This window comes from Paenibacillus borealis (genome assembly GCF_000758665.1).
Lineage (GTDB): Bacteria > Bacillota > Bacilli > Paenibacillales > Paenibacillaceae > Paenibacillus_AQ > Paenibacillus_AQ borealis.
Genome location: NZ_CP009285.1, coordinates 1,299,042 through 1,312,325, shown reverse-complemented (window position 1 = coordinate 1,312,325; position 13,284 = coordinate 1,299,042). Strand labels below are relative to the sequence as shown.

At 52.7% G+C, this 13,284-nt stretch carries 8 protein-coding genes; 3 read left to right on the top strand and 5 right to left on the bottom strand.

The window, feature by feature from the left end; genetic code table 11:
* Window positions 1-55 precede the first annotated feature (55 nt).
* The 3 genes from gltB to PBOR_RS05485 all read right to left on the bottom strand — a co-directional run bounded on the left by gltB (window position 56) and on the right by PBOR_RS05485 (window position 8,186).
* Window positions 56-4,651, bottom strand: a complete 4,596-nt coding sequence (gene gltB / locus PBOR_RS05495; protein WP_042218956.1) for a glutamate synthase large subunit — start codon at window positions 4,649-4,651, stop codon at window positions 56-58.
* 374 nt (window positions 4,652-5,025) lie between these two features.
* On the bottom strand, window positions 5,026-7,380 hold the full coding sequence (locus PBOR_RS05490) for a YhgE/Pip domain-containing protein (RefSeq protein WP_042210824.1): 2,355 nt from the start codon (window positions 7,378-7,380) through the stop codon (window positions 5,026-5,028).
* Window positions 7,381-7,610: 230 nt separating this feature from the next.
* Window positions 7,611-8,186 (bottom strand): TetR/AcrR family transcriptional regulator, encoded by a 576-nt coding sequence (locus PBOR_RS05485; RefSeq protein WP_039302173.1) that lies wholly within the window; start codon window positions 8,184-8,186, stop codon window positions 7,611-7,613.
* A 296-nt stretch (window positions 8,187-8,482) separates the two neighbouring features.
* Here PBOR_RS05485 and PBOR_RS05480 point away from each other — a divergent pair, with 296 nt between their 5' ends.
* Both PBOR_RS05480 and PBOR_RS37655 read left to right on the top strand, forming a co-directional pair.
* Complete coding sequence (locus PBOR_RS05480) at window positions 8,483-9,679, top strand: UDP-N-acetylglucosamine--LPS N-acetylglucosamine transferase (protein WP_042210823.1); 1,197 nt, start codon at window positions 8,483-8,485, stop codon at window positions 9,677-9,679.
* Between the two features lie 81 nt (window positions 9,680-9,760).
* The gene (locus PBOR_RS37655) at window positions 9,761-9,919 is read left to right on the top strand and encodes a hypothetical protein (RefSeq protein WP_157763979.1); all 159 of its coding nucleotides are present in this window, start codon (window positions 9,761-9,763) and stop codon (window positions 9,917-9,919) included.
* Here the strand turns inward: PBOR_RS37655 and PBOR_RS05475 are convergent.
* Window positions 9,910-10,812 (bottom strand): cell wall hydrolase, encoded by a 903-nt coding sequence (locus PBOR_RS05475; protein ID WP_042210822.1) that lies wholly within the window; start codon window positions 10,810-10,812, stop codon window positions 9,910-9,912. The genes PBOR_RS37655 and PBOR_RS05475 overlap by 10 nt on opposite strands.
* A gap of 76 nt (window positions 10,813-10,888) precedes the next feature.
* Window positions 10,889-11,500, bottom strand: a complete 612-nt coding sequence (gene thpR, locus PBOR_RS05470; RefSeq protein ID WP_042210821.1) for an RNA 2',3'-cyclic phosphodiesterase — start codon at window positions 11,498-11,500, stop codon at window positions 10,889-10,891.
* 91 nt (window positions 11,501-11,591) lie between these two features.
* Between thpR and PBOR_RS05465 the strand changes: the two genes are divergently transcribed.
* A complete protein-coding gene (locus tag PBOR_RS05465; protein WP_042210820.1) occupies window positions 11,592-12,548 on the top strand; it encodes a D-2-hydroxyacid dehydrogenase in 957 nt (318 codons plus the stop codon).
* Window positions 12,549-13,284: the final 736 nt, after the last annotated feature.

Genomic DNA, 13,284 nt, shown 5'->3' with positions numbered 1-13,284 from the left:
TTCGTATAGTGCGCACCGGCAATACCAGAGCCATTTAAAGTTGAAAGCTTAAACCTTAGCCGCCAACACGGGCAAGCTCACGCATATTCGCTTCAAAAGCAGCCATCAGGGCAGCTTCGCCGGTCAGGCCATTCTGCTCAACCTTGCGGATCTGTTCCATCATCCGCTTGTAATCCTTCGGAATAACACGGGCAAACTTCGGCAGGGCCTGATCCCATGAATTGAGAATCGCTCTGCCCGCATTGCTGTCTGTAAGCTCTGTATGGCGGGTAATCAGGCTATGCAGCTCAGCGATTTCATCCGCCTCTTCCACACGCTCCAGCAATACCATTTCCAGGTTACAGCGTCTGATGAACGTGCTGTCCGGATCATATACGTAGGCGATACCGCCTGACATCCCTGCCGCAAAGTTACGGCCGGTTTCACCCAGAACAACCACACGGCCGCCAGTCATGTATTCGCAGCCGTGGTCACCCACGCCTTCAACGACTACATTCGCCCCGGAGTTACGGACCGCGAAGCGTTCACCGGCGATCCCGCTGACATAAGCTTCGCCGCCAGTCGCTCCATACAGCGCCGTATTCCCGATGATGATATTATCTTCAGCCGCAAAGGTTGCCTTGCGGGAAGGTCTGATAATCAGCTTGCCCCCGGACAGCCCTTTGCCGACATAGTCATTGGAGTCGCCTTCGACCGTAATCGTGATGCCCTTCGGTACGAATGCGCCCAGACTTTGTCCGGCCGATCCGGTGAAATACAGCTTGATGGTGTCATCCGGGAGGCCTGCTGCGCCATATTTGCGCGTCAGCTCGCTGCCCAGAATCGTACCCACCGCACGGTTGACGTTCGTGATCGGCAGGGATGCTTCAACTGCCGTGCCGGATTCCAGTGCAGGTGCAGCAATATCCAGCAGGTGAGTCATATCCAAGGTTTCTTCCAGGCCATGATTCTGATGCTTGCTGCGGAAGCGTGTGCTTCCTTCCGGCATAGCCGGAGTGTGCAGCAGGCTGCTCAGATCAACGCCCTGCTTCTTCCAGTGGCTTGAAGCCTTCACCGCATCCAGGCAATCCGTGCGGCCGACCATTTCTTCAATGGTGCGGAAGCCAAGCTCTGCCATAATCTCCCGCAGATCCTGTGCTACAAAGGTCATGAAGTTAACGACATGCTGCGGATCGCCCATGAAGTTCTTGCGGAGCTCCGGATTCTGCGTAGCTACGCCGACCGGACAGGTATCCATCTGACATACGCGCATCATGATACAGCCTACAGCTACTAGAGGTGCAGTAGCGAATCCATATTCTTCGGCGCCAAGCAGAACAGCTACTGCCAGATCGCGTCCGCTGAGCATTTTGCCGTCTGTCTCCAGCACGACACGGTCGCGCAGATTGTTCAGCATCAGCGTCTGATGCGTCTCGGCCAGACCAAGCTCCCAAGGCAGTCCGGCATGACGGATGGAGTTCATCGGTGAAGCACCGGTGCCGCCGTCATAGCCGCTGATCAGGATAATATCGGCGCGGCCCTTGGCCACACCGGCGGCAATGGTGCCTACGCCGACTTCAGATACGAGCTTAACGTTAATATTGGCACGCGGATTGGCATTCTTCAGATCATAGATCAGCTCAGCCAAATCCTCGATCGAGTAAATATCATGATGCGGCGGCGGTGAGATCAGACCTACACCTGCTGTAGAGCCGCGGACTTCGGCAACCCAAGGATACACCTTGCGGCCCGGAAGCTGTCCGCCTTCACCCGGTTTAGCGCCTTGTGCCATCTTGATCTGGATTTCGTCGGCATTCACCAGATAGTTCGAGGTCACGCCGAACCGTCCCGATGCCACCTGCTTGATCGCACTGCGGCGGGAATCGCCGTTAGCGTCAGGAATGAAGCGCGCCGGATCTTCCCCGCCTTCGCCGGTATTACTCTTGCCGCCGATACGGTTCATGGCAATGGCCAGTGTCTCATGGGCTTCCTTACTGATTGAGCCGAAGGACATGGCGCCGGTCTTGAAGCGTTTCATGATCGATTCCGCCGGTTCTACCTCGTCCAGGGAAACGGGTGCATTAGCCGGTTTGAACTGCAGCATCGAGCGCAGCGTCTGATGCTTCTCGCTTTCACCCTGAACAAGTGCCGCATATTTCTTGTACATCTCGTAATCTCCGCTGCGTACGGAATGCTGCAGCAGATGAATCGTCTGCGGGTTGAACAGATGCTCTTCCCCGTCACTCCGCCACTGGTATTCACCGCCGGAATCCAGCACCTTGTCGTTGCCGTCTTTGTCGGTGAAGGCACGGTTATGGCTGGCAAGTGCTTCTAGAGCCACTTCCTCGAGGCCAATTCCCCCGATACGGGATGGTGTCCAGGTGAAGTAACGGTCTACGAACTCCGAGTTCAGGCCTACAGCTTCAAAGATCTGTGCGCCGCGGTAGGATTGAATCGTGGAGATCCCCATTTTGGATAGAATCTTGACTACACTCTTCGTGGCTGCCTTGATGTAATTCTTCACTGCCTTCTCATGCGAGATTCCGCGGAGCAGGCCCTGGCCAATCATATCATCCAGGCTCTCGAAAGCCAGATAAGGATTGACCGCACTTACACCATAACCAAGCAGAAGCGCATAATGATGAACCTCACGCGGTTCACCGGATTCCAGCAGGATGCTGACCTTGGTCCGAGTTCCCGAGCGGATCAGATGGTGATGCAGGCTGGAGACAGCCAGCAGCGCCGGGATTGCAGCATTGTCGCGGTCTACACCGCGGTCGGACAGAATAAGAATATTATGTCCTTTGGCCATAACGCGGTCTGCCGCCTCATTCATACGCTCCAGAGCGATACGCAGACCTTCTGCCCCCAGCTCTGCCGGGAAGAGAATCGGAATCGACATCGATTTGAAGCCGGCGCGGCGTACATGACGCAGCTTGGCGAAATCCTCGTTCGAGAGAATCGGAGAATCCAGCGAGATCTGGCGGCAGCTCTCCGGTTCTGCTTTGAGCAGGTTGCGTTCAGGCCCGATCGTTGTCGCCGTGGACGTTACCAGTTCTTCACGGATCGCGTCAATCGGCGGGTTGGTAACCTGGGCAAACATTTGTTTGAAGTAGTTGTAGAGCCGCTGCGGACGGTCAGACAGTACCGCCAGCGGTGAATCATAACCCATGGATCCGACAGCTTCAGCACCTGTGGAAGCCATAGGCTCCAGCACTTTGCGCAGATCTTCAAAGGTATAACCGAACGACTGCTGCAGCTGCTGCACGTTATCATGCTTCGGATTCGGTAGCTCCGGTGCTTCCGGAAGCTCATCGAGGCTGATCAGGTGCTCATCCAGCCAATCCTGATAAGGCTGCTCTGCAGCGATTTCAGCTTTGACCTCTTCGTCTGAGATAATCCGGCCCTGCTTCGTATCTACCAGCAGCATGCGGCCCGGTCTCAGCCGGTCTTTGTATAGTACATCCTCTGCCGGGATATCAAGAACTCCCGCTTCAGAGGACAGAATGATCAGATCATCTTTGGTTACGTAATAACGCGCAGGACGCAATCCGTTACGGTCGAGAATCGCCCCGATTTGTACGCCGTCGGTGAAGCCCATAGCGGCAGGCCCGTCCCATGGCTCCATCAGGGTGCTGTGGAATTCATAGAAGGCTTTCTTCTTCTCGTCCATGCTGTCATGATTGCTCCAAGGCTCAGGTACCATCATCATCGCCACATGCGGCAGGGAGCGGCCGCTCAGGTACAGGAATTCGAACGTATTATCGAACATCGCAGTATCAGAGCCGTCCGGGTTAACCACCGGCTTGATCTTGCCGAGATCCTCTCCGAACACTTCGCTCTTGAACAGCGACTGGCGGGCATGCATCCAGTTCACATTGCCGCGAAGGGTGTTGATTTCGCCATTGTGAATCATGAAGCGGTAAGGGTGGGCACGTTCCCAGCTTGGGAAGGTATTGGTACTGAACCGGGAGTGGACAAGCGCAATCGCCGACTCCAGCTTCTCATCCTGCAGATCCAGGTAGAACTGTCCTACCTGTACAGTAGTCAGCATGCCCTTGTATACGATCTTCTTGCAGGATAAACTCGGTACGTAGAAGGATTCACCCTCTTCTGCCCCGCCGTAGCGGATCGACAGCTCCGCACGTTTGCGGATCACGTACAGCTTACGTTCAAAAGAAAGATCATCCTTAATTCCTTCAGACCTGCCGATAAATACCTGCCGCACATAAGGCTTGGCAGCCTTGGCCGTCTTGCCGAGCATTTCGTCAAAGGTAGGCACATCGCGGTAGCCGAGCACCTGCTGGCCCTCTTCAGCGATAATCTCGCTCAGGAGAGCCTCATGGCGGGCCCGGATCTCCTCGTTATGAGACAGAAAGATCATGCCCACGCCGTAATGGCCCTGTTCCGGCAGCTCGAAGCCAAGCTTCGCTGCTTCGCCGGCAAAGAAACGGTGCGGAATCTGCAGCATAATGCCGGCTCCGTCACCAGAGTTCGGCTCGCTTCCCTGGCCTCCCCGATGCTCCATATTAAAGAGCATAGTCAGAGCATTGCTAACAATATCATGGGACGGTTTGCCTTTAATATGGGCAACAAATCCCATGCCGCAAGCGTCTTTTTCGAACTGAGGATCATAAAGGCCCTGTTTGCCGGGCAGTTCTGTGTGTCTCATCATACGCAACCTTTCTATTATAAAGTAGACGGAATTCCAGGAAAATTTTTCAGAGGAAAATCTTAATAATTATTCAAGCCAGATTGGTTATATTATTTTATCATCGACCTGACATGAGCGCAATTTAAACTTTTTTATGAGCTTGATTAACAAATGCTTTTGCGACACAGCTTTAGCGGATAAAAGCGTAAAAAATCTTCCGAGTGCATAATTATGCATAAAAGACGAATAAGTTCTTATGCACTGAAAGCGTTTCATTTATTTTCCTGCCATGGATATGGCACTTTTTTAATATCTTTAGTTTTCTGTATAAACCAAAAACGCCCCCTCAGGGGCGTTTTCGTGTCCTCAAATTTACAAGGAAATGTGTTCCATTATACAGTCAAAACTTGTTCACTTTTCAGCACAGCTTCATTACCGCGGTCACGGGTCATGAAGTAGGTGAAGGTAAGAGCCAGGAATACTATGCCGTAAGCGGCCAGCAGTCCGGCATCATTCCACATGGAGCTGAAGTCGCCTGTGGAGATCACTGCCTTGAAGCCTTTGACACTGTAAGTCATCGGCAGCAGCGGATTGAAGATCTTCATCCAGTTAGGAATCAGCTCCAGCGGGAACGTACCCGCACTCGTAGTCAATTGGAAGATCAGAATCAGAATGACTACGAAACGGCCCGGCTGGTCGAGCCAGGTTACGATCGCCTGAATCATCCACATGAAGGCAAGGCTGGTGATGAAGGAGAAGGCGTAGAATAAGCCTACACTCTGCACTTCAAGGCCCAGACCGTACAGGACAATCAGGATAGCAAGCAGAGCCTGAAGCAAGCTCATCATGGAGAACGTAAGCGTACGGCTCATGAACCGGTTAAACCGGCTGGCTCCGATCACTTCAGATTCACGCATCGGGATTACAATGGTGCAGATCAGTGCGCCAACGAACAACCCAAGCGACAGGAAGTAAGGAGCGAACCCTGTTCCGTAGTTCGGTACTTTGCTGACTTTCACTTCTTCAATCTGCACCGGCTGGGCGAACATGGATACCAGCGCATCGGACTTGTTCACTGAATTCGTCTGCGTTGCAGCATCGCCCAGCTTGCTGGCCAGCTCACCGGAGCCTGCTTTCAGTTCATCCAGGCCGTCCTTGAGCTGGCCCGCACCGTCACTGAGCTTCTTCGAGCCATCGGCTACGGAGCTGAGTCCGCTGCCAAGCTGTCCTGCACCGCTAAGCAGCTTCGCTGTACCGGCTTCGAGCGCTTTACCGCCGTCTGCCAGCTTCGCGCCGCCTGCTGCCGCTTCGTCCAGCTTCGCGCCGAACTGCTGCATGCCTGCCGACAACTTAGCGCCGCCTGCTGCAAGTGTGCCAGCGCCAGCCGCCAGCTGCTGCTGGCCTTCCAGCAGCTGTGCGCTGCCGGCGTTCAGCTGCTTCGCTCCGTCATGCAGCTGGGTTACACCTGCATCCAGCTGCTCAGATCCGGTGTGCAGCTGATTCGCACCCTGCACCAGCTGCTCCTGGCCGCTGTGCAGTGCCGTTGCTCCTGCCAGCAGCTGCTCCTGGCTCTGGTCCAGCTGTGCAGTGCCGGTGGCCACTGCTGTACTTGCCGCCAGCAGCTTCTGTACATCCGGGCTTGCCGCAAGCTGCGGATTCGATTTCGCCAGTGCCTGCAGGCCGTCTGCTACCGCCTTGGCTCCGGCTGCCGCTTTCGCGCTGCCTTCCTTCGAAGCCGTAAGACCGGCTTCGAGCTTCGCACTGCCTTCAGCCGATGAGGTTAATCCGGCTTCCAGCTTCGCGCTGCCGTCCACCACCGACTTCGTGCCAGCCTGCAGCTTGGCGGTTCCGTCTACGGCCGACTGTGTGCCGTCCTTAAGCGAAGCCGCTCCGGCTGCTGTCTTCTGCAGCCCTGCATTAAGCTGCTTGCTGCCTGAAGCTGACTGGGTCACACCATCCTGCAGCTGCTTATGGGCTGCGGACAGCTGCTGGAGTCCTCCGGCCAATGTGCTGCTGCCGGCTTCCAGAGCGGCTGCTCCGGTATTCAGATCCGTCACACCCTGCGTAAGCGGCGCTACGCCATCGAGCAGCTTGCCGGTGCCTTCAGTCAGGACAAGCAGATTGTCCTTCAGCTTAAGCGCGCCGTCATCCAGCTTGGTCGCACCGTCGGCAATCTTGCTGGCGCCGTCCCCGGCTTCGCCAAGGCCGCTTGAAATCTCGGTGATTTTATCAAATACAGATTCGGTATAAGCTTCTGTGATCTTGGCTGATACTTTAGTCTTGATATCCTTCACTGCCGTGCCGCCGATCTGGCCCGCCAGGAAGTTGTAGCCTTCATTCGGCTCGTAGATGATTTTGGCCGGCTGCGGATCTGCATCCAGCAGTGTGGTTGCTTTGGCTGAGAAGTCTTCCGGAACAATAATCGCCATATAATAGGTATTGTCCGCAAGTCCCGCTTCCGCAGCTTCGCGGCTGACGAAATTCCATTTGAACCCGTCGGTCTTCTTCAGCTCTGCTACCAGGTCTGACCCGGCGCTAAGCTTAGAGCCCTCATAATCAGCACCTTTATCTTCATTTACAACAGCGACCGGAAGCTCGTTCATTTTACCGTAAGGATCCCAGAAGGCCTTCAGGAACAACCCGCTGTACAGCACAGGAATGAACAGAATGGCAAACATGGAAATACGCATCTTGGGATTCTTAAAAACCGCGCCAAGGTCCTTGATAAACACGGATAAAGATTTCATTCTGGTTCTCTCCTTATAATCATATGCTCTCTTTAAAATGCTATAAATTCTTCTGAAATGATATTTTCGTGAATGTTACAGTAACACTGGTTGACCATTTTCCCCATTCAGTCAGTCGAGAGCAAAAAAAATTTGTTCACTCCTAACGTAACGGCCAGCTCTCTCACAATCAATCCCAATCAGGGAAAGCGCAGGTTCGATAGACGCCGTCCCTATACCGGACTTAAATTCTACTGTGACAGGCCTTCTGCCAAAAACAAGTGAAAGTAGCATTTAATCTGCTCTTTGGTCAAAGGCACATGCACCTTGCTCAATTCAGCAGTAAGTACGATATAAAGCCTGAACATTACCACCGACACAATCTGGGGATCGCAGGGTTTGATTTCCCCCTGACGAATTGCCTGTTCCACCTCCCGTTCCAAATATTCAAGTACCACACTCTCGATCTTGTCGAGTCCATCACCGGCCTGCGGCGTTCCGAAATCACGGCTTTCCTGGGACAGCTTGATGAATAGCTCATGTTCGCTCCGAAATTCCAGTAGGGCATCGAGCACGCGGTGCAGATTATCGAAGAACGGCTTGTCGCGTTTGATCTCCCGCTCGGCGATTCTTTTCATCTCAATAATGACATCTCGCAGAATCTCGTCAAATAATTGTTCCTTGTTCGTAAAAAAGGTGTAAATCGTCCCTTTGCCGACATTGGCAATCTTGGCGACCTGATCCATTGTAGTTGCCTTATAGCCGAATAATGAAAAAGATTTCGTCGCCGCCTGAAGCACCTGCTGCCTTCGATCTACCACAGCCACCCGTGCACTCCCTTTCGTCAGGAAATATCATTGCGTCCGCATTCTGACCAATTTACTAATCCGGTCACTCGGTCAAGACCAACTTTATCACGATGCCTCCGCCAATGCAATACTTTTGCCCAACTTTTTTTATTTTATTGCAGTGTTTTAACTTTCTATTTACGTCTTATTTGTATAATGTGAGAAAAGAAGCAAAATCCCTAGTATAATATAATAGAACATGTACATGGGGTCTCGAATGAACCGATGAAGAGAACTCGTAATTCTACCCATGATGGAAAGTAGCAGGTGAACTTATGCGAAAGAAAAGAGTACTGCTGTTTTCGGAAGGCTTCGGCACGGGCCATACAGGGGCAGCCTATGCTCTGGCCGAAGGAATAAGACTGCTGAGTCCGGATGTGCAGTGCCGGGTCATTGAGCTAGGGAAATTCCTTAATCCTACGGTCGCACCATGGATTCTTTCCGCTTACCGCAAAACAGTCAGCAGCCAGCCGAAGCTGGTCGGCATGATGTATAAGACCCAATATCATAAATCACTGAACCGGTTGACCAAGCTGGCTCTTCACCGGATTTTTTATACACATGCCTCACAGGTCATTGAGCAGCTTAAACCCGATCTGATTATCTGCACTCATCCGATTCCGGCTGCCGTCATCTCCAGATTGAAGCAGCAGGGGCTGGATGTCCCGCTCTACACGCTGATTACAGATTATGATGCGCACGGCAGCTGGGTGAACGCCGAAGCCAACCGTTATCTTGTATCGACTTCACGCGTCAAATCGATTCTTACCGGACGGGGAGTATCTCCTGAGCTGGTGACGGTTACCGGCATTCCGGTGCATCCGAAGTTCTGGGAGCGCCTTAGCAAGACTCAGCTCCGCAAAGAGCTGGGACTCGCCGACATTCCTACCGTGCTCATTATGGGCGGCGGCTGGGGGCTGATGTTCGGCAAGGACATTATGAATTCGCTCACGGCCCGGATGGATGAGATTCAGCTTATATTCTGTATGGGCAGCAATGATAAGCTGGTGGCCAAAATGAAAGCCAATCCGCTGCTGGACCATCCCAATGTAAAGATTCTCGGCTACAGCAGCGAGATCAACAAATTAATGGATGCTTCCGACCTGCTGATTACGAAGCCGGGCGGAATGACCTGTACAGAAGGTCAGGCCAAAGGTATCCCGATGCTGTTCTACAGCGCCATCCCGGGGCAGGAAGAGAAGAACAGCCAGTATTTCGTAGAGCTGGGTCTGGCCGAAGTGCTGGACCCCGAAGTCGTGAACAAATGGTTCTCCATGCTCCTCCATGAATATGCCGGACTTGAACTGCAGCGTAAACGCCGGACTGCACCGGAACGCCAGCAGCCACAGCATTGTGCGGCTACCGTGCTCCAGCTGCTTGGCAAGCCCGCCAGCGAAGCTGTTGCAGGATCAGAGCCGTGGAGCGCCCCTTCACAGGTACGTAATGAAGAGGCCGTCTATGTCACCCCATAAACGGCCCTCAGTGAACAACAACGCAAAAGAACCTCCAGCCACTGGTAAGCGTGGATGTGGAGGTTCTTTTGCGTTGGATATATGAGAATACAGCGGAATAACCTTCTCCGGCTCAACCAGCGTGAATTCGGATCACAAGGCAAAAACGGGACGGTAATAACATTCGCCGTGTCCGTCTCCACGGGCAGCGCCGAATACGCATCAGGCTCACAGGGAACCCGGATGATTCGTTATTTGTAGAAGGTATGATTGCCGATCGTCTTGAGGAGTGTCCGTGAATGATGCACAGTAAGATCCTGCGCGAGCGTCAGCGATAAGAAGAAGTACGTATCATCCGTAACTTCCTTAACTCCCATGAGTGCAGCATTAACAGCCTTAATGCTGTCTGCGTTGGGCTTCACACGCTTTAGGCGGCCGTTGGCGACAGGACTGAACTGGCTTTTCTGATAGATTACATCATGAATGGTGTCGGGAAAATTGGCTGACCGCAGCCGGTTCAGAACAACGTTGGCAACTGCCACTTTGCCCTGGTACGGTTCGCCTTCTGCTTCTGCCATAACGATCTTCTGCAGCAGTAGCAGGTCTTCTTCGGATACGGCGTAGCTCCAGGTTGCTTCAGCTTGCTGCTCCTGGCTTAGTAGCTTGGTCCGAGAGAAGAACAATGTTGCGGGGGGATGTTGCTGAGTTGCCGCTTTGACTTTATTTACGCTCGTTGTCCCCTTGGCCGCTTTCTTCAGCGCTTGCGCCGCTGACGGCGTTGCTTTCACCACAGTTACCTTAGCCTTAGGCTCGGCGGTGCCCTTCTTCACAGCATTTTGACGCTGCAGCTTCTCGGGGCTTAACCATCCGGCGCTTACCATGCGGGCCCAGGTGTGGACCGGTTCGGCAGCTGTGGTGTAAAGCATGGGTATAATTGTGCTGGATGAAGCGCTTGTCCTGTGGATTGCTGATTTCGTACCCGGAACAATGGCTTCCGCGGCTGTATGACTGACAGACTTCAGTTTACCCATTTCTATTACATTCTCCCCGGTTGCAGCAGATCCTTCGGGGTTCATCAAACTTATCGCTGAGAAAGACACTAGGATTACACTAACCAACAGCGCAATACAGCGGCTCTGTTTAAAAATTAACATTATTGACCTCCTATTTTACGGCACACTCCTATTGTATGTAACCGAAAATGGAAGCTTTGAAAACTTTCTTGTCGATTTATGTTGAGAAAAATGTAAATTTTTCGGTCATTTCATACATAGGAATGGCATGCATCCTGGTAGCATACACCACAAAAGCATCCACCGTCCAGCCTAAGTCTGGAAGTAAATTGCTTGCAGGGCGTCCCTTTACCCGTAAATTTTCCAGCCGCTCCAGCGTAAACGGCTGCTCCTCGCGGTATTTGCGGGCCACTGTCAAATGGGGATTATACGTTCGCGTTTCCGCCGTGAACCCTAACGGAGCTGTCGCTGAAACCACCTTTTTCTGCAGCTCCCTGAGCGGCTCGAGCTCTCCGGAAACCCCGGCCCAGAGCACCCTTGGCGAGTCCGGGAGGCCGAATGTGCCCCATTCTCCGAGCCTCAATTGAAAGCCTTTGCTGGATGAGGATACTTTCCGGAGCGCCTCGTACAGGGCCGGGATATCCTCCTTCGGAGTGTCGCCAAGAAATTGCAGCGTAATATGGAAATCTTGAAAATGTGTCCATCTGGCAAATTTCACTCCGGAGGACACTTGGGCAGACTCATTTTTGAGATAATTGCGCAGTGCTTCCGGCAAGGGTATCGCGATAAATAAGCGCTCGAATTCTTGCTCTGGCTCCTTATGTTCCATTCTAATTTCACCTTTCCAGGCAGATTTGTTATGCTTATTCTATACTTATCGTCTATTTCTCTACTGAAATGTAGAATAGGAGGGAACCAACATGACTAAATCCATCGTTTGTATGCAGCACTTATCATCCGGGCAGCAGGAACTGATCCGCGCCGCTGCACCAGGTTATACCCTTACCCTTGGAGACTCCAGGAATCCGGATCTTGAGCTGCTCTCCGGTGCGGAAATCATCATCGGCTGGGGAAAAGGCGTCAGTGATACACTTCTGCGGCAGGATTCACCGCTGCGCTGGGTCCAGGCCTGGTCTGCCGGTGTGGAGAAACTTCCGCTGGAAGCCATGAAAGAACGCGGAATTCTGCTGACGAATGCCAGCGGCGTTCATGCCGAACCGATTACGGCCGTGATCTTCAGCTTCATGCTGATGTTCACCCGGAACATGCATACCGCTATCCGCAACCAGCAGAACCGCCGCTGGCATTCGGATGGACAAGAGAGTGAACTGACCGGCAAGACGGCAGTGATTGCCGGAACCGGCTCCATCGGCAGCGAAACTGCCAGAATTGCCAAGGCTTTCCGCATGAAGACTATCGGCGTAAGCCGTTCCGGCCGGGCGGCCCAAGGCTTCGATAAGGTCTTCACGACCGGCCAGCTGAAGGATTCCGTAAGTGAAGCCGACTTTATTATCAACACTTTGCCGATTACCGACGAAACGCAGGGACTCTTCGATGCAGACATCTTCTCCGCTGCCAAGCAAGGGGCCTATTATATTAATATTGGCCGCGGCGCGACCACTAATACGGACGATCTGATCTCTGCGCTGAACAGCGGACAGCTTGCCGGCGCCGGACTTGATGTGTTCGAGACTGAGCCGCTGCCGGAGGATCACCCTCTATGGGGAATGGAACAGGTCATCATGACCCCTCACTGCGCCGGCGCTACCGACCGTTACGCCGACCGGATCGTTGATATATTCACCCGGAATATGAAGGCTTACCTGGAGTCCGGATCGCCTTCACTCAATCTGGTCGATTACAGCCGCCAATATTAACCTCTGCCGCTTAGGCTGGCGGGCTTAGCGGGCTGCTACTTGGGCTGGCGGTCTGGGGGGACTTGCGGACTTGCGGACTTGCGGACTTGCGGACTTGCGGACTTGCGGACTTGCGGGCTTGCGGACTTGCGGACTTGCGGACTTGCGGACTTGCGGACTTGCGGTTTAAAGGTACCTCCTTCCGCTAAATGTTGTACGTATTACAACATTGGATGTTAGATAACAGGGTTATCTGGAGAATTGTTGTAGGAAATACAATAATTCTCTCGATAATCTGCCGGATGGAGGCGAAATGATGCCTTTTATACAACAATTTTCGGTTAACGTCGATATCTTGAGCAAAATGTTGTATTTTCTGCAGGATTTCAACTATCAGGAAGTTCAACTATAGTTGAACTTGAAAATAACCTATTCCGTAGAACCCTGTACCGGCAAGACTTCTGCGCGGACAAGTCTATTGAGAATAACTAGCTATACGGAGTGCATTGCAGTTACTTTAATTGTATTTCCTGCAGTTAAAAAACGGCGAAAAAACGGATTTGCCCGGTTAACTGTATTCTGTACAACTAAAATTAGCGGTACGTCTTTTTTCCCGGAGTATGGGGATTTTAACTGTAGAGAATGCAATTAAAACCTTCACAGCGCAATAACCGATCGCTTTAGTTGCACAAAATACAGTTAGTTAGTACTAAGGCAACGCGGAACTCGTCATCAACAGCATGTAGTTCGAGCTAGG